This is a genomic window from Celeribacter marinus, from assembly GCF_001308265.1.
GTDB lineage: Bacteria > Pseudomonadota > Alphaproteobacteria > Rhodobacterales > Rhodobacteraceae > Celeribacter > Celeribacter marinus.
On sequence record NZ_CP012023.1, the window covers coordinates 71,767 to 91,607 of the forward strand.

The 19,841-nt window shown below is 52.1% G+C and carries 16 protein-coding genes; 12 read left to right on the plus strand and 4 right to left on the minus strand.

The features are described 5' to 3' along the window. Window positions 1–17: 17 nt before the first annotated feature. From IMCC12053_RS00410 to IMCC12053_RS00425, 3 genes are all read right to left on the minus strand, one after another. The gene (locus IMCC12053_RS00410; RefSeq protein WP_062214677.1) at window positions 18–395 is read right to left on the minus strand and encodes a type II toxin-antitoxin system VapC family toxin; all 378 of its coding nucleotides are present in this window, start codon (window positions 393–395) and stop codon (window positions 18–20) included. A gap of 592 nt (window positions 396–987) precedes the next feature. Further along, window positions 988–1,338: a hypothetical protein gene (locus tag IMCC12053_RS00420; RefSeq protein ID WP_062214681.1), complete on the minus strand. Its 351-nt coding sequence runs from the start codon at window positions 1,336–1,338 to the stop codon at window positions 988–990. Next, the gene (locus tag IMCC12053_RS00425; protein ID WP_062214683.1) at window positions 1,335–1,973 is read right to left on the minus strand and encodes a hypothetical protein; all 639 of its coding nucleotides are present in this window, start codon (window positions 1,971–1,973) and stop codon (window positions 1,335–1,337) included. Before IMCC12053_RS00425 ends, IMCC12053_RS00420 begins: the two co-directional genes overlap by 4 nt. A 66-nt stretch (window positions 1,974–2,039) precedes the next feature. Between IMCC12053_RS00425 and flgB the strand changes: the two genes are divergently transcribed. From flgB to IMCC12053_RS00485, 12 genes are all read left to right on the plus strand, one after another. Continuing rightward, complete coding sequence (gene flgB, locus IMCC12053_RS00430) at window positions 2,040–2,426, plus strand: flagellar basal body rod protein FlgB (protein ID WP_062214685.1); 387 nt, start codon at window positions 2,040–2,042, stop codon at window positions 2,424–2,426. After that, complete coding sequence (gene flgC, locus IMCC12053_RS00435; RefSeq protein ID WP_062214687.1) at window positions 2,427–2,843, plus strand: flagellar basal body rod protein FlgC; 417 nt, start codon at window positions 2,427–2,429, stop codon at window positions 2,841–2,843. Between the two features lie 68 nt (window positions 2,844–2,911). After that, complete coding sequence (locus tag IMCC12053_RS00440; RefSeq protein ID WP_236852479.1) at window positions 2,912–3,559, plus strand: flagellar hook assembly protein FlgD; 648 nt, start codon at window positions 2,912–2,914, stop codon at window positions 3,557–3,559. Window positions 3,560–3,616: 57 nt separating this feature from the next. Next, complete coding sequence (locus tag IMCC12053_RS00445; protein WP_062214691.1) at window positions 3,617–7,975, plus strand: flagellar hook-basal body complex protein; 4,359 nt, start codon at window positions 3,617–3,619, stop codon at window positions 7,973–7,975. A 23-nt stretch (window positions 7,976–7,998) separates the two neighbouring features. After that, window positions 7,999–8,757, plus strand: coding sequence for a flagellar basal body rod C-terminal domain-containing protein (locus tag IMCC12053_RS00450; RefSeq protein ID WP_062214693.1), 759 nt, complete (start codon window positions 7,999–8,001; stop codon window positions 8,755–8,757). Window positions 8,758–8,816: 59 nt separating this feature from the next. Next, a complete protein-coding gene (flgG, locus tag IMCC12053_RS00455; protein ID WP_062214695.1) occupies window positions 8,817–9,605 on the plus strand; it encodes a flagellar basal-body rod protein FlgG in 789 nt (262 codons plus the stop codon). Window positions 9,606–9,616: 11 nt separating this feature from the next. Next, window positions 9,617–10,288, plus strand: coding sequence for a flagellar basal body L-ring protein FlgH (locus tag IMCC12053_RS00460; protein WP_082388985.1), 672 nt, complete (start codon window positions 9,617–9,619; stop codon window positions 10,286–10,288). 59 nt (window positions 10,289–10,347) lie between these two features. Continuing rightward, window positions 10,348–11,439: a flagellar basal body P-ring protein FlgI gene (locus IMCC12053_RS00465; protein WP_082389112.1), complete on the plus strand. Its 1,092-nt coding sequence runs from the start codon at window positions 10,348–10,350 to the stop codon at window positions 11,437–11,439. 8 nt (window positions 11,440–11,447) lie between these two features. Further along, window positions 11,448–11,798, plus strand: a complete 351-nt coding sequence (locus IMCC12053_RS00470; protein WP_082388986.1) for a rod-binding protein — start codon at window positions 11,448–11,450, stop codon at window positions 11,796–11,798. Between the two features lie 2 nt (window positions 11,799–11,800). Continuing rightward, window positions 11,801–16,051, plus strand: a complete 4,251-nt coding sequence (gene flgK, locus IMCC12053_RS00475; RefSeq protein WP_062214699.1) for a flagellar hook-associated protein FlgK — start codon at window positions 11,801–11,803, stop codon at window positions 16,049–16,051. A gap of 33 nt (window positions 16,052–16,084) precedes the next feature. Beyond that, the gene (gene flgL, locus IMCC12053_RS00480; protein WP_236852630.1) at window positions 16,085–17,356 is read left to right on the plus strand and encodes a flagellar hook-associated protein FlgL; all 1,272 of its coding nucleotides are present in this window, start codon (window positions 16,085–16,087) and stop codon (window positions 17,354–17,356) included. A 74-nt stretch (window positions 17,357–17,430) separates the two neighbouring features. Beyond that, entirely contained in the window at window positions 17,431–18,198 is a 768-nt protein-coding gene (locus IMCC12053_RS00485) for a transglycosylase SLT domain-containing protein (protein ID WP_169775293.1), read from the plus strand. On the opposite strand, the gene IMCC12053_RS00490 is transcribed toward IMCC12053_RS00485, so the two are convergent. Continuing rightward, window positions 18,195–19,835, minus strand: a complete 1,641-nt coding sequence (locus tag IMCC12053_RS00490) for a chloride channel protein (RefSeq protein ID WP_169775294.1) — start codon at window positions 19,833–19,835, stop codon at window positions 18,195–18,197. The two genes, IMCC12053_RS00485 and IMCC12053_RS00490, sit on opposite strands and share 4 nt — an antisense overlap. Window positions 19,836–19,841 lie beyond the last annotated feature (6 nt).

A 19,841-nucleotide genomic window follows, 5' to 3' on the forward strand; every position in this document is an offset into this window, starting at 1 on the left:
TTAGATAGGGCATAAGCTCACTGAATTTTTGGAATATAGAGCACGGAAGGCAGCCCTTCAAAATGTGCATCACAGGTCAATAGCTCGGCACCATGTGCTTGTGCTGTTGCAAAAATAACTGCGTCAGCTGTGGCCAGCCGATGTATGCGGCAGGCCTCTGCCGCTGCCAAAGCAATCTCTGTATCGAGAGGGACAACCTGACAGACCTGAGTAAAGGCAATGGCCTGATCTGCTTTGTCTTCTCCCACTTCACGCGTTAGCCATTTAGCCAACTCAAGTTGCACCATACTCGGGACCAACCAGGTATCCTGACCTGGCAGATGCTCCGATATCCGGTCTGCTATGGGTGAACCAATCAGCCATTCAATCCAGGCAGAGGTATCAACAAGGATCATCAGTACCGATCCGAGTGATCACGATAATCTGAGGCTCTTGCCCCCGCTGCGATGCCCTTAAGGGCGTCGCGCTCTGGAACGGGAACCAACAGAACGCCTTGCCCCTTTGGGATGAACGCAAAGATTAGGCCCGCTTCCCAGTGTTGCGAAGTACGGATCGCCTTAGGAATCGATATTTGGAATTTTGAAGAAAGTGTTGCTGTTTCGGTCATGTTTGTACCTTTAACGCATCGATAATCTAAACGTAAGACGTAAAGCATAGATTTGCAAGGATGACATACTCTATGACTACCAAACAGGTATCCGTCCGTCTGTCCGCGACTGGCGGGCGGCAAGTGCGCGCCGAGTTGGAGGGCGTTGGCGAGGCCGGGTCGCGGAGTATGGGGCGTCTTTCGCGCGAGCTCGACCAAGCTAATGCGCGCGTGGCTCTTTCCAGAGGTAACCTGCTTTCGTTGGAGCCCCCAGAAGTGACTCATCACTTGACGATAGAGCGCGGCGTACCGACGAATTTAACTTGCAGGGATTTTTTTGCCCGCGAAACCGCTTGTGTCTGTTAACCAGACCAGACGAATATCGACAAAGCAGGCCCGAGTTACATTGAGAAATTTGTTGTTTCGCATTTTGAGGTGCTTAGGTTGGCCATTTGCTGGACACTCACCAAACTGTTTTCAATATCAACTTCAAAGCGCAGTGTATCGGCTTCAGCTATGATGACGTTGTCTATTACGGAGGTGATGCGAAGTCTGCTGTTGCCGTTTGGTTGTGACAGTTGAACGTCAGACCCCAATGTCGCTTTGTTGATTATGAGTTCAAAGGGGCCAATCAGCGTATTTGAGCAAAGGAATGTTTTGTGCTCAAACCGTGTGAAGGCGCCACTCCCCAAAATTGTGACCAGCCCAGCAAACACAAGTGCGCAAATTGCTCCATATAACCATTTTATCATTTTTTATCCTGGTTATCTGAGTTGGCCTCGTCTTTAGACGGGGCCTCTTTGGTGTTTTGCTTGTCTTTGGCCGTGGCTTTTTTGGCCTCGCTTTCAGCCGCGTCTTCGGTGACGATCTCTGCTTTTTTGGCGTGCACCAGTTTCTGTGCATCCTCTGCATTTACTTTAACCACGAAGTCCTTAAAAAAACGCATACCGTTGACAACAGTTTCCTCTAATATTTTGACGGTCTCCCAAGCTTGATCTGCGGAGGCATTGGCCACATCTGTCGCGTCCGTTTGTTCTTGTGTGGGTGTCTTTGGCACAAAGTTGAGCTTTGAGCGCGCTGGCTCTAGCACCTCAAGACAATCTGCCACTTGTGGAACGTCATCAGAGGCAATGTTCAACAACCGCTGTCGAATAAGCCAGGTTTGCGCAGCCAATGACCCAAGCCGTGCGGTCTCATCTTTTTCCTTTGTCAAGTTAAGCCGTAGCGTTTCCAAGGCTTGATCAAGGCTTTCTGACTTTACCGATTTTAAAAACTTCAGCCTGAGACGCTTCATTTGTGCAGATAGAGCAGCGAGGCCTGAGACTGTTACTTTAGGTGATTGAGAATATTTTGACATATTTTTGTCTCGTGTTGGTTGGTTTGGCATTCAACTTGCAAATATCGCTCCAAGATTGGTGATTTTAACAAGAAAATTAAAATAGGCGAGATACAAATGGACGGTATCAGACAGCATTTTGGAATTCATGACGATGCTCTTGCACTGCGCTCAAAGCGCAATAACATATTGGCCTCGAACATTGCCAATGCGGCTACCCCACACTTCAAGGCGCGCGATGTTGACTTTGAGGCAACCCTAGCCAAAGCTATGCCTGACGGTCCACTCGCGACAACAAACTCGCGCCATGTCTCTCGCGGTTCAAACCTGAATGCGGATCGGTTGCAATATCGTGATCCAGTTAATCCATCTCTGGATGGGAACACCGTCGAGCTTGCTGTTGAGCAGATGCAGTTTTCGGAAAACGTTGTGCGATATCAAACATCGCTCACCTTCCTGAACCGTAAGGTATCAGGGCTCTTGTCTGCGATTAAGGGGGAATAAATGTCAGGTATTGAAAACATTTTTGACGTCGCAAGCCGGGCGATGTCGTCGCAGATGACTAGGCTAAACACGGTTGCAAGCAACATTGCCAACGCCCGCAGCGTTGCTGGCAGTCGCGAAGAAGCCTATCAGGCGATCAAGCCTTTATTTGAAGTTGAATATGCCAACAAAGTAAGTGAAAACGGAATATCGACAGTTAATGTGCGGGGTATCGTGACTGCTGACCGTGAGCCAAACAAAGTCTATCAACCCGATCACCCCAAGGCGGATGAGGAAGGCTATGTGTGGGGCGCTGCCGTCAATATTGAAGAAGAAATGGTGGAGATGCTGGAAGCGTCGCGCCAATACCAAAACAATTTGGAAGTCGTGTCGACCTTGCGCTCATTAATGATGCGCACAGTCAACATGGGCCGCTAAGCAAAGGAAACACCATGTCAACTGTAGACTCAACGGGCGCAGCGGCGCAGCAAGCCATTTTCGACAAATTGGGTATCAACACCCAGAAGTCGGCGACAGAACGTGCAAGCGGTGACAAGCTTGGCCAAGATGATTTTTTGCAACTCATGACCGCCCAGTTGCAAAACCAAGATCCGTTCGCGCCAATGGAGAATGGGGACTTTATTGCACAGATGGCGCAGTTTTCGACAGTTTCTGGGATTGAAGAAATTAACACAAACCTTAAAACTCTTTCAGGTGAGATGCAACAAACGCGGATCGCGACCGCCTCCACTTTGCTGGGCCACTCGGTGCTTGTGCCAGGCGCGATCGCGCGGCCCAATGACAACGGTGAAATTCATGGTGTTTTCGAGCTACCCCAGGCAGCAAGCGCCTCTCGCGTATCCTTTAGCGATGCCTCAACTGGCGAGTTGCTTCACAGTGAAGATCTAGGGCCACAAGGCACAGGCCTGGCTGGGTTTAGCTGGACAAATATCCCGACTGAATTGCGAGAGGGTAATAGAAAAATCAAAGTCGATATCGCTGCTAACACGGGCAAGGGCATGGAGACAATGGGTCCGTCAATTTACGCGCGGGTGCTTTCTGCTTCGTCCTATGGCGATGTTTCTGACAGCCCAATGCTTGATGTCGAAGATTATGGCACGATTGATGCAGGTTCGGTGAGCCGCATCCGCTAAGGCACAAAATACTTGAGGGCCGAGTTTTGCCCAAAACACGAGAGGAGAGGGTAACATATGTCATTTTACACCGCATTGACTGGCCTTAACGGCGCGCAGGCCGATATTTCGGCAACATCCAACAACATTGCCAACGTTGGGACAACGGGTTTTAAGAGAAGTCGCGCTGAATTTGGCGATATCTTCGCAACCTCACCTTTGCAGAATGCCTCCTCTTCAATCGGTTCGGGCACGATCCTCAAAGGGATCAAGCAGCAGTTCACGCAGGGCAACATTGCCTCCTCGCTCAACGCGCTTGACCTTGCTATTTCGGGGCAGGGCTTTTTTGCTTTGAAGCCCTCTCTCACCTCTACTCAAACGGTCTACACTCGCAACGGCTCGTTTAACGTGGATAACGACCGCTATGTGGTCGACAGTGCGGGCCAGTATCTGATGACATATCCTGTCAACCTTGACGGCTCGGTTACAGCGAAAGACCTCGACAGTGCCGTGCCTTTGCAGCTTCCTGTCACCTCGGGCGAGCCAAAAGCGACAGGCAAAATCGACTTGGGCGTGAACGTACCCGCCGATGCGCCTGTCGTGACCGACCTTGAGCAATTTGCTGATGGCTACCAGTTTGATCCGAGTGATGCGAACAGCTACACAAACTCGACTTCGATCACCATCTTCGATGATTTGGGAAATCCGACAATTGCCACGATTTACTTCATCAAGACACAAAACGCTTCTGCCGAAGACCCTACAAACAAATACGACACACGTTTGGTCATCAATGATACGATCATTGACCCTGACCTTGTGAGCGCTGTTGATGACACGGGAAAGCAGCTTTTTATTGACCGCTTTGGCGCACAGACGACCGCGGTTCCTGATGACAACTACTTCCTCGAGGGGAAGGGTGCGCCGCTCTACAAAATGGATGACTTGAACCAACAGGTCAAGTCTCAACCCGCGACGCTCCAGGGTGAGCAGAGTAGCTTTGACTTTGGTGAAGAAGGCGACAAACTTGTCGAGATTGTAACAGACCCCTTATTGTTTAAAGCGACGCGAGAAGCGGGTAATGCGGACAGTGACATTTACTGGGGCAAAGACTTTTTGACTGTCAACGTAGACGACGGCGATGCGCCTGTTTCGATTAACCTGCGTCCCGGGAAATACAATGCCGAGCAACTCGCCTCCGAAGTGGAGCGGGCGATTAACGAGGCCTATGGCGACGATAAGAAGATCCAGATTTTCCAGAACGTTGATGATAAACTGACAATTGATCTCTTTAAGTTATCAGCCGATGGTACACTGCAAGGGTTGGGCGACAACAAAATCGAAATCGATTTGCTCCAAGACAGCTCTGTTTCAACGTTAATGGGTATGGATGTTGAGGGTGCTTCTCCTGATTTTACGCGCGAGGAGTTCTTGGCTCACACCCAAGCTCGCCTTGTTGATGAGCTGAACGACTATATCTATGACCCCGATGGCTCCCTCGGCACCGGGGCTGCAACGCTTGGTGTTGAAGGCCGCCTTTTTGTGCGCAGCATTGGTGCGGCTATGGATGGCCCCTATGACCAGCCAGAGGTTATCACAATAACGCATACACAAGACACGGACGCTGGCGATACCGTGTCCCAGGATCGTTATTTGGCCCACTCCTATTATGGGAAGCGCCCCAGCTTGTCAGTCTATGATCAAAAAGCAGAGCTGTTGGAAGTTGATGCGGACGGAGCTATCCATGCGGATGGCAATGCTGTTGTCTATGATAACACCCAGAACACTCTGACGGTATATGTGCCAAATGATTTTGGAACGCCGACGTCGTCCTCAATTCGTCTTGTGGGGGCTTCGACAGATGCTGATTTCCAAAACCATCTCAATGGTCGTGAGCTTCGTATATTTGAAAATGTAGCGACTGATAACTATCGGATGCTGCGCATTGACACCAGCGGGCTCAATCTTCCTGAAGCCGGGTTCAATTTGGACAGCGACAATATTTCTATCCTCTATGAGCCTTCACAGGATCTGGAAGCCTTTTTTGAAGGGGCAACTTCCACAATTGCAGGCGGTTTTGAAACGTTTAATTCAAAGCGGATTGTGGTGCGCGAAACGGGTGAAGCCGCGATGCGTGCATCAGACGAAAAATCGCTGAATGAAGCCATTATATTCGGGAGCACTTTGATCGACACGACGGGTGTGTCGCTTGCCAAGCTGGGGCTGCCCGCCTCAGGCACGCCTGTTGTGGCCACTGAGACTGTCGCTTCAAATGCCGCAGCTGTGGTCGCAACTGAGACGACAGCCGCAGACTCTACGACTGCGGAGGTGCATACGCTTGCTCTCGGGCTTACGGCGTTTGACAAGCGGCTGACCACCATCAACATTGGCAGTGACAGCATCACAGCGGATCTGCGCAAGCTTGACCATGCGGATATGGCTGCGGTTGTAACAACGCTGAATGCGCTGCCTGCCGCGACCGCCGCAGGGGTCACCTTTTCCACCACGGGGTCTGACTTGGTTGTGACTGCAAATGCCGTTAACACGGATTTGGGGGTGGTAAGTGTTGCGACTGCGGAGACGCATACCTTGTCTTTGGGCTTGGCGGCCTTCAGCGAAAAATTCAACAACATCAGCATTGGCGACAAAACAATCAGTGCTGATTTTCGAGCGCTTGATCATGATGACATGGCGGCGGTTGTGGCAACGCTTAACGGCTTGCCTGCAACGGCAATTACAGGTGTTACGTTTTCAACAACAGGCTCTGATCTTATTGTGACGGCGAATGCGCTGGCGGATGATCTTGGTGCTGTCAGCGTGGCGACTATTTCCAATGGCGTCAGCAGCAAGGTGGCTTGGGTTGATGAAAATAACCCGCCGATCAAAATTGCCTATGACGAAACAAATCAGCGTCTGCAATTTAATGTTGATCGCACGGTTTTGGGCACTGGCACAGGCAGTAACTTCAACGCCTTCACCGTTTATGGCGCGTCTGATGCCGACAGCACCAACGGCCTTGGCATTCCTGCGGGTGGCAACGCTGAGCAAGTGCTTATTCGTGGCGGCGAAATTCTATCCACTGAGCCTTTCATTGCGGATGGTGAGGAAGTGCAACTCAACGACAAGCGGTATGGCGTTTCGGTGAGCTACAATGGCGACACCAAATCTTTCACCGTGGCGAGCGGCACGACAGGCGAAAACATTGACGCAAACGGCGCTCTCGGAGTGGCAACTGATCAGAAAGCGTCAAACATTCAGATTGGTCGACGCATTATTTCGACCAGTGGTGATGGCAGCGCAGATTTGAGCGAAAGCATTGATCTGGACAGCCGTATTATTGGCGGTGGCGAAAACGCACTCTTTGGCTTTGGCGCGTCCAAGCAGGACTTCAGCTTCCAAGAGGGGCGTGGCCTCGCTGCGCAACCTGCAGTTGCAACAGGTCGTGCGGCACAGGGCGACTTGACGGAGGTGTTCCGGTTGACGTCCAACAATGGCGAAAACCGCTTCAACGTCTCGGTCAACGGCATCGCGGGTATCATTGATATCCCACCAGGCAACTACGTTGGCACGACTCTGGCGACGGCACTTGAAGAGCGGATCAACCAAATTTCTGATCCTGTCACGGGCCAAACAGTTGGTGGCGTTACAGTCCGTTACTCAACTGTCGACAACGGTTTTGTGTTCCAAACGGGCACAACAGGCGATGGCTCTACGATTAAGGTAAAGGGCGCCGCGCGCTTGGGCCTAGATGAGGTTCCTTTGGGCGTTGGGTCCGTGCCAAAAATCTTTAATTTGGTCCAAGCCACCAATGCCGATGGCATCGCGCTTTACGTGGACCCTGAAGGCAATGTTGTGACAACGCCGCCGGCAGAAATGGTGGATGGTTATTTCCCGCTTTACATTGATGAGGGAGAGCTGACCTTTGATAAAACAGGTAAGCTTGTCAGCCCGAAAAACAATGTGCGCTATGAACAGCAGGCTGAAGGCTTCTCGATTTCATTGGATATTGATTACTCAACATCCAGTCAGTTTGCCCAGCCATTCTCTGTTCTATCCGTCGAGCAAGACGGTTTCACATCGGGTCGTTTGGATGGTTTGGAAATCGACAGCTCGGGAACCATTCGTGCGAACTATACCAACGGGCAAAACAACCCGCTTGGTAAAATTGTTGTGGCAAACTTCAACAACCAAAATGGTTTGAAGCAAATTGGGAACGCAACATATGTTGAAACCGCTGTTTCTGGCACGCCGCAAGTGGGCGAGGCCGGGGCCGAGGGATTTGGCAACATTCTATCAGGTTCGCTTGAGCGCTCAAACGTCGATATCACCGAAGAACTGGTGAACTTGATCACGGCGCAACGGAATTATCAGGCCTCTGCCAAAGCAATTGAGACAACAACGAGCTTGACGCAAACCATCATTAACATTCGGATGTAACGTTGATTTAGAAAGACACTGATATGGACAGGATGATCCACACGGCGCTGAACTCGCTTAAAAACCTGCATGATATTCGCCAAACCACGGCCCAAAACTTGAGCAGTGTCGATATCCCTGGTTTTCGTAAAGATCTGCCCAATGAGGGCGGATCGGGGTTTATTGAGGCGATGAATACGGCCTCTGCACGGGTCATGAACCTTGAAACTGGCAAGGCGGGATTTTCCGACAAACAGGGTGCGTTGCGCCAATTGGGTGCCCAAACGGACGTTGCTATCATGTCTGAGGGGTATTTCTTCGTTCAACCAAAGCAAGGTGAGATAGCTTTGTCGCGCCGCGGTGATTTTTCAATCAATGCGGAAGGGTTTTTGATGAACGGGGCGCAGGAGCTTATGCTTGATGAAGGCTTGCAGCCTATGCAGATGCCTGCCTTTAGCGAATTTCAAATCACTGAGAATGGTGAGATTTCTGTATCCCCTATGGATGGTCCGGCGGGGCAGTTTCAGGCTGTTGGTGTGCTTGGCACAACATCGGCAAGAGGTGAGGTGTTGACCAAAGGGGCTGATGGGCAAATTCGTCGTTTTGATGGCACTGTGCCGGACGTTGATCAGCAGGTGACACTGGTGCAGGGCGCGCTTGAGGCCTCAAACGTTGATCCAGTGGAAGAGCTTGTGCTCTCGCTTGATGCGCAACGGCAATTTGAGATTGGGGTCAAGTTTATCAAAATGGCCGAGGATATTGACCGTGGCGGCGCCGAATTGATGAGATTGCCACAAAACTGACACTGGCTTGGCATGGCTCTTGCAACAAGGAGACGAGTCTCTGATGTAGGAGTAAGAAAATGTCTTCAAGTGCAATGCATGTGGCCAAAACGGGCCTGAATGCTCAACAAACAAAGATGCAGGTCATTGCCAACAACCTGGCAAATGTGAACACAACGGGCTTTAAGCGTGACCGCGCGAATTTTGAAAGCCTTCTCTATCAGACCATTCGCTCTGGCGGTGCTCAGACAGCTGATGGCAATATGCTGACGTCGTCTTCTACGGTGGGCACGGGTGTGAACATGGTGAACACCCAGAAGCTATATTCTCAAGGCAGCCTCATCAGTACAGATAATTCGCTTGATCTTGCGATTGATGGCTCAGGCTTTTTCCAAGTTCTGATGCCGGATGGGCGCATGGGTTATACCCGCAACGGGACATTTTCACGCAATGGCGACGGTACGTTAACCACATCAAGCGGCTATGTGCTCCAGCCTGAAATTGGGATTCCTGACAATGTGAGTGAAATCAACGTGTCGGCGGACGGTATTGTGTCTGTCAAGCTTGCTGGCGAGACCCAGCCGCAAGAAGTTGGACAATTGACGCTGGCCAATTTTGCCAACCCACGGGGGCTTCAGCCCGTAGGTGAAACATTCGCCGTTGAAACACCTGCCAGTGGAGCCCCCATCGAAGGGGCGCCTCTCAATGGAGGCTTTGGCAAGCTTGTGCAGGGATATCTTGAGGGGTCAAATGTGAATGTTGTTCAACAACTTGTTGATATGATTGAAACCCAACGCGCCTATGAGGTCAGCTCAAAATCGATCTCATCTGTAGATGAGATGATGCGTTATCTCTCGAACAATCTGTAAGGAGTGATCTGATGGTAAGCTCAAAGATTGTCTGTTTGGCGTTTGGTGCTATGGCGCTAGCAGGCTGTGGCACAACCTTTGTTGAAGAGCAAAATAGCCTTCAATACAGCCCGGTCATGCCGCAACCTGCGCTCCAAATTCAGACGGGTTTTGCCTCGGGTGCGATTTACAATCCCTCTCAAGCAGGCCTGTTTGCAACGGACAGGCGGGCAAGCCGTGTCGGAGACATCTTGACGGTTTCGTTCTCTGAGCGTTTTCAAGCCACGAAATCGCAGAATGCAGCAAATGGCAAGGCTGCGAGTTTTGAGATGAGCTTGCCGAGTGTGCTTGGACTTGAGAAGCTGGAGAACGGGCTCCGCACGGGCACCACGCAATCCTTCACGGGGTCTGGCTCTGCGGCGCAATCAAACAGTTTGACGGGGCAGATGTCAGTCACAGTTGCGCGCGTGTATGAGGGTGGAAACCTAGAGATTTTGGGGCAAAAGAAGCTCACGCTGAACAACGGAGATGAGTATATCCGTGTGCGCGGTATCGTGCGCCCAGAAGACATTTCGTCAAAAAATGTTGTCTTATCAGATCGAATTGCCAACGCCGAAATCAAATATATCGGAGCGGGTGATGTGGCCGATACAGGCAAGGTCGGTTGGTTACAGCGCGCTGCTACAACTCTTTCACCCTATTGACAGTGGATAAAAAAATGGCCCTGCCGCATTGTATCAAACCTCTATTTACAGCCTTTTTGATGACGGCTTTTCTATCGCAAGCTGCCATGGGCGAACGTATCAAAGACATTGCCAGTGTCGCTGGGGTGCGCTCTAATCAACTTGTCGGCTATGGTATTGTGGTTGGTCTTGCGGGCACGGGTGATGGCAGCTCGGGGCTGACGTTGCAGTCGATGCAGGCCATGGTCTCACGCTTTGGTCTTGTCACGGAAGTTTCAGGGCTGAATGCAAAAAATGCTGCCGCTGTTATGGTAACTGCAGAGCTTCCACCTTTCTTAAAGCCGGGGCAGACGCTGGATATCACCGCATCTACCATGGGCGGAGCGAGTTCGTTGCGGGGCGGCACATTGCTGATGACGCCTCTCTTGGGCGCCGATGGTGAGACCTATGCCATTGCACAAGGCAACCTTGTTGTTGGCGGTTTAGGGGTTCAGGGTGCGGATCAATCCTCGCTGGTGGTGAATGTTCCGACCGTGGGGCGCGTTCCGCGTGGCGCCTCGGTTGAGCGAATGGTGCCCAGCTCGTTTCTGGAAACCCCACATCTTGTGCTAAACTTACACAAAGGAGATTTTACGACAGCAACAAACACTGCAGAGGCCATCAACGGGATATTTGGCCCCGATGTGGCTGTGCCACTTGATGCTAACTCCATACGGGTCCGTGCGCCCCAAGACCCAAGTCAGCGGGTATCGTTTGTTTCGTTACTTGAGAACGTTGAAGTGACGCAAGCCGAGCCGCCCGCCCGCGTGATCATCAATTCGCGCACCGGCACCGTTGTGATTGGTGGCAATGTGCGTGTCACACCTGCAGCGGTAACACATGGCTCAATGACCGTGCGGGTCAACGAGGATTTTAATGTTGATCAGGGGCAGACGGTTGTCACAAATGGTGATCAGACAATTGTTGCAGACAATGAACCCGTGGTGACACCCGACACAGAAATTGATGTTGAAGCCGAGCCGGCGCGTGCCTTTATTTTTGACACAGGCGTGTCCTTGTCGTCATTGGTAGACGCCATCAATGCCGTCGGTGCATCCGCATCAGACCTTGTGGCCATTCTAGAAGCCTTGCGCGAAGCGGGCGCATTGCGCGCTGAACTTGTTGTGATTTAGGGGGTGGCATGGGGGACTCTCTGAACAGCTCCATGACGTCGGCTGCGCTGATGCAACATCGCAGTTCAACGGGCAGCTCGGCGGCGTGGAACAGAACAACTGTTGACACAAGCAAGAGCCAACGTGAGCAATTGCAAGGGGTTGCCAAGGAATTTGAGGCTGCTTTCTTGGCTGAATTCCTTAAGCAAGGGCGCGCAGGTGAATTGGCCGAGGGGATGTTATCCTCCGAAGCTGGCAAAACATTCCAAGGTCTGCTGGATGTCGAAGTGGCCCGCGCTAGCTCAGGTGGGTTAAACTTGGGGATCGCTGACGCAATGGTTGAACAGCTTGGGCGCGGCTTGCCCAAAGAGGCCAAGTAAAGATGGCTGGGCTTTTTGACATTGGCAGCAGCGGCATTCAGGCCTACCGCAAGGCGCTGAGCGTCACGGGGCAGAATATAGCGAACCTCAACACTGAGGGATATCGTCGCCGCGAAGCCTCGATGGAGGAAATATCCGCCACCCAAGGCGATATTCTGAGTGTCTCAGATCAGGCGGGTCTGGGGGTTCGGGTGTCCGACATCAGTAGGGCATTTGATAGTTTCATTGTTGGGCGCGCTCGAGATACGGCCTCTGATTTTGCCAGGGCCGATTCATACAAAGGCGCGCTTGATACGCTTGAAACAGTACTGCTGCCTGAAGATTATGATCTTACATTTTCAATCAATGAGTTTTTTGATGGCATCAGTTCAATTGCTCGAGCCCCCGGTGACACAGCAGGTCGGGTTGTTGCTTTAGAGCAGGGCCGCTCATTGGCCTCTGCGTTCCAGTCACTTGCGCGCTCTTTGCAAAGCTTTCAGACCGCTATCGAGAGCGAAGTCCGCAACAATGTCGAAGCGCTCAACACTGAGTTATCAGGCCTCGCCGATATTCAGGCACAGCTTATTTCTGCGGGGGGCAGTGGCAAGGCATCAAACGCGCTGCTGGATCAAAGGGACAAGTCTATTTCTGCGATTGCTGATTATGTAGGGCTGTCAGCCGATTACAACGTGCGCGGTGATGCGCGGCTCACGCTTGGCGCAACAGGTAACGGCCCCATTCTGGTTGAGAGTAAGGCGGCTGGCCAGCTGGCTGTGACTGTTCGTGATGGTCAGATCAATGTTTATGCAGGGATGGGCGGGGCCCAAACCCAGACCCAACAGCTCACTTCGGGCGGTTTGGCGGGCTTGATTGCCGCTTATGAAGCGGTCAGTCAAACCACCCGCGATCTGGACGCCTTGGCGCGCAAGGTCAGCAGAGATTTGAACTCGGTGCATCAAGGCGGTATCACACTTGATGGCGATGCGGGCAAAGATTTGTATAGTCTCGATAGCTATACGCTCACCCCTTCTGCGACAAATTTGGGTGCAATCACTTCGTATGTGAGCGCTGTTGGTGAGCTGCCTGAAGCCGATATTGAACTTGAGATTGTCTATGATAAATCGCGCGCGCTTTGGAGTGGTGCACAAGCCGATGGTACCGTTGTGGCGACAGGCAAAAACGGATTTGTATATCAAGGGCTTGATGTCAGCATAAGCGGGCAGGCGGCTGATGGAGACACGCTGTTTTTTTCAGTATCGCGTGGTAAAGCGGAGAATATGGCGTTTCTTTTGACGCGCCCAGAAGAGTTTGCGGCCGCCGGGCAGCTTTTGACCAGCGAGGGCCTAGACAACCAAGGCTCGGCAACCCTAACAGCGCAGGCCTTTACTCCTTATGTGGCGTCGGGGTTTGAAAGTTTGATGGCGTCTCTGCCCAATGATGACGGCGTTGCCGCAGCGACACGTCTGCGCTCTGATGGCTTTGCTGGGGTCATCCCTGCTTCCGTGAGCAGTCTGGAGCTCTTCTCACTCAAAACCCAGGACAACGTCACGTTTAGTCTCTCTGATGAGCAGCAAACCAGCCTAACTGAGCTGACGCTCACACTTGATGGCACCGAGCACAGCTTTGAAACAACCGCGTTTAAGGAACGCATTGTCTCAGAAGCTGATATTGATATGGCCAATTTGGCACAGATGCTGAACGCCGGCACCATCACAACAGGCGCGGGATTAAGCTTGGCTGATTTGGGTGTGTTTGCAGCCGGGGAAAGTGGCTTGCTTTCGTTGGCCAGTGCGCAGGCGTCCTTAACGGCGGCCTCTCTTCAAGCCGATGCAAAAATCACGGGAAGCGTCTCGCTGGGCAATGATACTGGCTCCCAGATTCAGGTGTTTACCCGTGAGGGACGCCAGATTGCAGGCACGCCTTTGAGTGATGCTGATGTGATGCAATATCTTACGCCGGCCAATGGCTTTTTGGAGACGGCGGAATACCGGGCAGATTATCTGAATGGTGTCGCTGAGGGCGGCTTGCAAAACATGAGTGTGAGCCGGAAAACCCCTGTTGGCACGCAAAGCCTGCGGTTTTCTGGTGAGGGGTTCGTTCCGCCAGTCGTGACCGACAGTGTTATGCCGCTCAGCGTGCAAACCCCAGCTCAAACCCTATTTTTGTCAGTGAGCAGCGATGCCGCCGCTGAAATTGAAATACCACAAGGCGTGATGGCCGATTACATCGCTTCTGAAATCAACGCATTACGCGGAGATCTTGGCGTTACGGCAACGGCTCAAACCCGTGTCGAGCTCAGCGAGATTCCAGATGGTATCGTGCGATTTTCTCTGACGGGAGACAACACTCAAGCCATTGATATTGAGGGCTACGTGAGTGACGGTGATGTGTCTGACTTAGCTGTGTTGATCAATGCACAAACACATGAAACAGGCGTAACAGCGTATGTTTCATCCTCAAGGGACAAATTCGTATTGCTGAACAATACGGGCGCAGACATTGTTTTAGGAAATATCTCAACAAGCGGTGAGGCTCTAAAGGCTATGCCTGTTGGCAAGGCGGGCCACCCACGGTTGGACACCTCTGTTTCACTTGGGGATGATGCTGCGAGTTTTGCGCGTTTTGGTGGCGAAGTCACGCTTACGGCGAGTGCAAAATTTTCGCTGACGGGCACTGGCGGAACCAAATCCAGCCTTGCTGATAGCTTTGAAGGCGGCTTGATCACCCGAGTGGTGGATCAAGCGGGCAGTTGGCAAGAACTGAGTTTTCAAACCACCGAGGGGATTGATGGCAACGAGGCCCGTCCAGATGGCAGTTTGGCGAGCGCTGCGGCGTTGAACTTCAGCGTCAGCTTGGAGACGGATGGATCAGCGGCGCGCCTTGAGGCTGTTGTAGAGGCCAAAGATTTTTCAGAGTTTTCAAGCGGGGCAGTTGCTGCAGCCATGGCTGCCCAATTGCGAGGAATGACGCCTGTGCCAACCTTAACTGGCGCCGGTTTTTCTGACTCCAGCACATTGCCGCAAACAGGGGCCAGCATCACACTCAGCTTGGGAACGCAAGATTACATTCTGACGATGGATGATGGCGAAATTCTTGTCAGCGGGCCTGAGGCGGGTCGTTTGAGTGCAGGCTTCAACGAGAACCTAGAGCTGGTTGTGAGTGCTCATCGCGGCATGGAAACCGGGCAGATGCTCAGCGTATCGTCAAGCGCCAGTGAAGCCTCAATGGCTGCGTTTGGCCTATCTGAAAGCGCGCGTCAGGAAGTTATGACAGGTCGGGCTTTTGCCGCCGATAAATTAAGCGAAACGCCCGTTACTCTGACGCTTGAAATTGCAAACGCATATTTTGAAGTGAGCGTCACAGAAGACAGCTCTGGCGCCGTTTCGGTGACAAGCGACGTAGCGTTGCCTAGCAATACGTTGGCTGACATTGTTGTGGGTGAGGATGGCAGCTATCAATTCCAAATCACACGCTCTGGTGCGGATACCCTTGAGAGCTTCAGAATTATTGCCAGCGACGGCGCGCGGACGCTTGGCTTCACAACAACCCCCAACCAGATTTTGGTGACAGAAGCAGGCTTGCGCCTGAGCACGGCAGATTCTACGGCGGTTGATGTCACTGGCACTGCTGACAGCCTCATTTCGGAGCATCTGTCGCTTGAAAACCTACCAGCTGAGGAACTCATTGTTATTCTAACAGGAGATGGCGCTCGTCGCTTGTCGGCACAGTTTGAAGAGGCAGATCAGCCTGTTCAAACTGGCCTGAACCGTCCACTGGAAGTTCTTGTGAGCGATGCCTTGAGTGGACGCTTGGAAATCATTGACACCATTAGCGGGCATTCCATTGCGACACGCTATGTTGACGAAACCGGCCGGATAAATGTGGCGGGCCTAGATTTGTTGCTCAATGGCGATGTGGCCACGGGTGATAGCTTTACAATTGCTGCAAATACCCGAGGTGCGGGTGATGGGCGCAATATTTCTCAGATCCTGGCCTTGCAGTCTCTTAACAAACAAACGGGGCAGGGCGGGTTTGCCACAAGCTTTAGTGCGCTGATCACTGACATGGGCGCGAAAGTGAAAGCGGGGACCATTGCTGCGGAGTCTGCTGAAGCTGTGAGAGATGCTGCGCGCGAATTAGAGTCAGAGTTTTCTGGGGTCAATCTTGATACCGAGGCCGCCAGGCTTTTGGAGCAGCAGCAAGCCTATCAAGCGCTCGCACGGGTCTTGAGCACAGCCAAAGAGTTGCTGGACACTCTTATGAATTCGATTTGATGAAAGGCCGTTAACATGACGATTAGCACCAAGATGTTCAATGAACAGACAATCGCCAATCTTGGCCGCCTGTCAGAGCAATTGAGTGGCCTGCAAGAGCAGGTTGCCTCGGGGAAGAAGCCGATAAAACCCTCAACAGACCCTGTTGCAACCGCCAAGCTTTCGGCCGCCAAAGAGCTTGAGGCTGGGTTGGCGCGGTTTCGCGGCAATATGAACCGGATTGACACACGTTTGAGCGAAACCGACGTTGCATTGGGCCAGGTGCAAACCGTTATGACGCGCTTGAAAGAGCTTTCTATTCAGGCTTCAAATGACACCCTTAATGATGTGGATCGGCTATCAATTCGCAAAGAAGTGACACAGCATAAGGCCTTTTTGGTTGGTTTGGCCAACACCAAAGATGCGCAGGGGCAAGCGCTTTTTGGCGGCTATATGACGAATACTGCCCCGTTTGCCATGAGTTTAGATGGCCAGGTCAGCTACCTCGGTGACACCGGAATGCACAGTCTACCTGTCTCGCAATCGCTGAGCCTGGCGACAGGGCTTGATGGCGCTGCAAGCTTCATGCGCATTCAAACAGAGCAGGGGCCAAAGTCGGTTTTTGATATTGTTGCAGAGTTTGAAACATCGCTGAAGGTGATGGCCGATCGCGAAACCAGTGTGAAAGTGCTGTCCCCCGACGGCGCAAGGCTTAGTTTTGAAATTGGCCGTTCACCACGGCCCCAAACTCTGCGCCTTGAGGGGAGTCTTGGTGCGGCCGATATCACAGTGACGATGGTATCGGGGACGATGCGTCCCATGATTGAAGCCATCAATGCGCAAACTTCCGCTACGGGCGTAAGCGCCCAAGTTTCAGAGGATGGAAATACCATCAGATTGAAAAGCAGCGACGGCGAGGCGTTTACAATATCTGGGTTTCAGGCCGATGATATTGATGGCGCAGAGTCAGTGCCAAGCCGCCAGATCACCGTGCAACAAATTGTGGGTGACACTATTCTTGGGGAGCCTGTGGTGTTGGTGGATCAAGACAACGCGCTCAAAACATCTGTGGCAGGTTTAGACAGCGTGATCGTGCACATGGCCTCTGCCCGCGCGCAAGTGGGCGCCTTTGCCGCTACAGCCGAAATTCAGTCTGATATGCTCGCACGGCAAGAGATGATGATTACGGAAACTCTATCCGGCATAGAAGATGCCGATCTGACTTCTGTCGTGACTGAATTACAAAGCCTATTGGTCAACCGTGATGCTCTACGGCAAGTCTTTGCCAAAGTCGGGCAACAAAGCCTGTTTGATCTGATCCGATGAAATTCTGGCTTTCTGTCATAGTCTCGTGCGCTTTAACATTCGCTGCGCAGGCCTCTGAGCCTGATTGCGAGGCGATGGCTGCCGAAGTGGGGCGTTTGGCTCAACTTCCTGATGGTTATCTTCCCGCCATTTCGCGGATTGAGGCGGGCCGCCAGCACGACGGCAAACGCCGCGCTTGGCCCTGGACGTTAAACCACTCTGGCAAGGGACTCTATTTTGAGAGCAAGGCTGAAGCCTTGGCTTATCTCAAGACAGCCACGGTAAAAGGGCGCACCAACATTGATGTTGGCTGTATGCAGATCAATCACTATTGGCACGGCCATACCTTTGGTTCGCTCGAAGAGATGATCGACCCTGTCAAAAACATAAAATATGCGGCCGCCTATCTGACAGAGCTTTATGAGCGTCATGGTTCTTGGGTTGAAGCGGTGAAACACTACCACTCACCGGATGAGGCGCGCGGAGTTCGCTATTATAAGGGGTTTCAGACGGCTCATCGTGTGTTACAAAAACAGCCGCCTGAAGCACCAACAACCGCTCAGTCGCTCTACGCCAGCTCTGGTTTTTTGGGTTTTTCTGGCGCGGCGACATCGCAACTTGTTGTTGGACTTAGCGCAGATAATAGTGGCACATTATTGCCGCCAGTCTCACAAATTGATGCGATTACAGCCGCTTATCAGAGCCTTATTGACGCTTTGGGCCCCGACGCACCGAGCACGGAGTTTTTTGTGTGGCAGGGCAGTACAGCGCTGACCGACCGCTTACAGACAAGAGGTGTGTTGCACGCAAAGTGGCAGAATGTTGAGGTCTTTCGTCGGGCGCTTGCCGTAGGTGTGCCTTAACGCTCTACTGCCCGAATGTTGTCTTGTATCTTTAGATATGCGGCAAAGAGATCCGCCTCTGTGAGCACCCCCAGCATCTTGCCTGTCTCTTTTGAAACAACTGGGATGCTTTCGCCCACAAAAGAGGACGCAATTTCGATGGCCTCATGCATCGAGTGGGTTTCATTGAGCGTGAGTGGAGAGCGATCAAGAAACGCGGAGACGGGTTTTTCAGGTGGAGCGTCCAGCAATTGATTGATTGTGATTTTTCCCACAAAATTGCCGTCATACGTTAAGCAATATGCCTCTGTTTGCGCTTTTTTACGTAACTCTGTCATAACCTCTTGTGCGGTGCCATTTGTCGGGGTCGCGATGTAATCACAGGTGGCATAGCCAGCCACTGTGGTTTGATTGAGGCTGAGCTGGTTGCGGCCAAACCGTAAATCAATCCCGCGGTCCATAAGTTGACGATCAAAAAACGAATGGCCAAAAATATTTGAGGAAACCACTTGGCTTACTATGACGGCCAGCAGTGTAATTAGGGTGAATTCATAGGATAGGGTCAGCTCCAAAACGATAAAGACTGTTGCCAACGGGGCGCCAACGACACAAGCCGCCACTGAAGCCATGCCCGCAAGGGTGAGGGCCGCTGTCAAACTGCTGGCCACGACCGGCTCAAAGGCTTTAGCTAGAAGGGCACCTGATGCCGCGCCGACCAGCAAGGCAGGCGAGAAAACGCCACCAAAAAACCCAAAGCCCAAGCAAATGCTTGTAAGAATAATCTTGGCCAAGAGTAAAGTTGCGATAAAGCTCAGGTCTTGGGGCGTGTTGAGCAATGACACCAAGGCATCTGTTCCAAGGCCCAACGCGTTTGGAACGAAAGAGCCGATGATGACCACGGCACAGACGGCAATGCTTAAGGATTGATAGGGTTTGAGCCCCCAGTTTTTGTTGATGACGGCAAATTTTCGCAAGCTGATCATGAATATTACGGCAACTAAGCCAAACATAACGCTTGCCAAGATGATAGGCAGAAACGCTTCGATCAAAGCGGGCGCTTCTCCGCGAAGCGTGAGGGGGTGCGGCAATTGGAAGACATAATTGACCATCGCAGCCGCTACGATTGCGCTTGTTGCGATTGGGGCCATCGCCTTTGGAGAAAAGTGCCGCAGCACAGCTTCATGGGCGAAGATAATTCCAGCGATGGGGGCATTAAAGCCTGCTGAGATAGCCGCTGCAACACCGCATCCAATGACAACATTGCTGCTCATAGGCACAAAGAACAGCTTTTTCAGTCCTGCTCCGGCGGTGGCCCCAAAGTGCACCAACGGTCCATATTGCCCAACCGACGCCGCACCACAGGCGGAGATCAAAGCTACAAGTGTTGAGGCAAGTCCTGCGCGCAAATCTAAGGGCTCGACATCTTGATGGGCGGCGTAGATCGTGTCGGCTGGACCATACCAGCGTGGGATGTCAAAAACCCTTCTTATCAGCAATATCAAGATCGCTGCTCCGGTGATGAAACCTGTTAAGGTGAGATCAATTGATACCCTCTCAAGTGTTAGAAAGTTACCGCTGAAGGTTTTGCGCAGCTCGGCAAAGTATTTTACACTATTTACAAATGCGGCGGCGGCTATGGCGACAATGGCCCCGATCACCGCGCC

Excerpts from the sequence above, each read along its gene's own strand:
- IMCC12053_RS00410 (WP_062214677.1), bottom strand. The coding sequence starts at position 395 with ATGATCCTTGTTGATACCTCTGCCTGGATTGAATGGCTGATTGGTTCA.
- IMCC12053_RS00420 (WP_062214681.1), bottom strand. The coding sequence starts at position 1,338 with ATGATAAAATGGTTATATGGAGCAATTTGCGCACTTGTGTTTGCTGGG.
- IMCC12053_RS00425 (WP_062214683.1), bottom strand. The coding sequence starts at position 1,973 with ATGCCAAACCAACCAACACGAGACAAAAATATGTCAAAATATTCTCAA.
- flgB (WP_062214685.1), top strand. The coding sequence starts at position 2,040 with ATGGACGGTATCAGACAGCATTTTGGAATTCATGACGATGCTCTTGCA.
- flgC (WP_062214687.1), top strand. The coding sequence starts at position 2,427 with ATGTCAGGTATTGAAAACATTTTTGACGTCGCAAGCCGGGCGATGTCG.
- IMCC12053_RS00445 (WP_062214691.1), top strand. The coding sequence starts at position 3,617 with ATGTCATTTTACACCGCATTGACTGGCCTTAACGGCGCGCAGGCCGAT.
- IMCC12053_RS00450 (WP_062214693.1), top strand. The coding sequence starts at position 7,999 with ATGGACAGGATGATCCACACGGCGCTGAACTCGCTTAAAAACCTGCAT.
- flgG (WP_062214695.1), top strand. The coding sequence starts at position 8,817 with ATGTCTTCAAGTGCAATGCATGTGGCCAAAACGGGCCTGAATGCTCAA.
- IMCC12053_RS00460 (WP_082388985.1), top strand. The coding sequence starts at position 9,617 with ATGGTAAGCTCAAAGATTGTCTGTTTGGCGTTTGGTGCTATGGCGCTA.
- IMCC12053_RS00465 (WP_082389112.1), top strand. The coding sequence starts at position 10,348 with ATGACGGCTTTTCTATCGCAAGCTGCCATGGGCGAACGTATCAAAGAC.
- IMCC12053_RS00470 (WP_082388986.1), top strand. The coding sequence starts at position 11,448 with ATGGGGGACTCTCTGAACAGCTCCATGACGTCGGCTGCGCTGATGCAA.
- flgK (WP_062214699.1), top strand. The coding sequence starts at position 11,801 with ATGGCTGGGCTTTTTGACATTGGCAGCAGCGGCATTCAGGCCTACCGC.
- flgL (WP_236852630.1), top strand. The coding sequence starts at position 16,085 with ATGTTCAATGAACAGACAATCGCCAATCTTGGCCGCCTGTCAGAGCAA.
- IMCC12053_RS00485 (WP_169775293.1), top strand. The coding sequence starts at position 17,431 with ATGGCTGCCGAAGTGGGGCGTTTGGCTCAACTTCCTGATGGTTATCTT.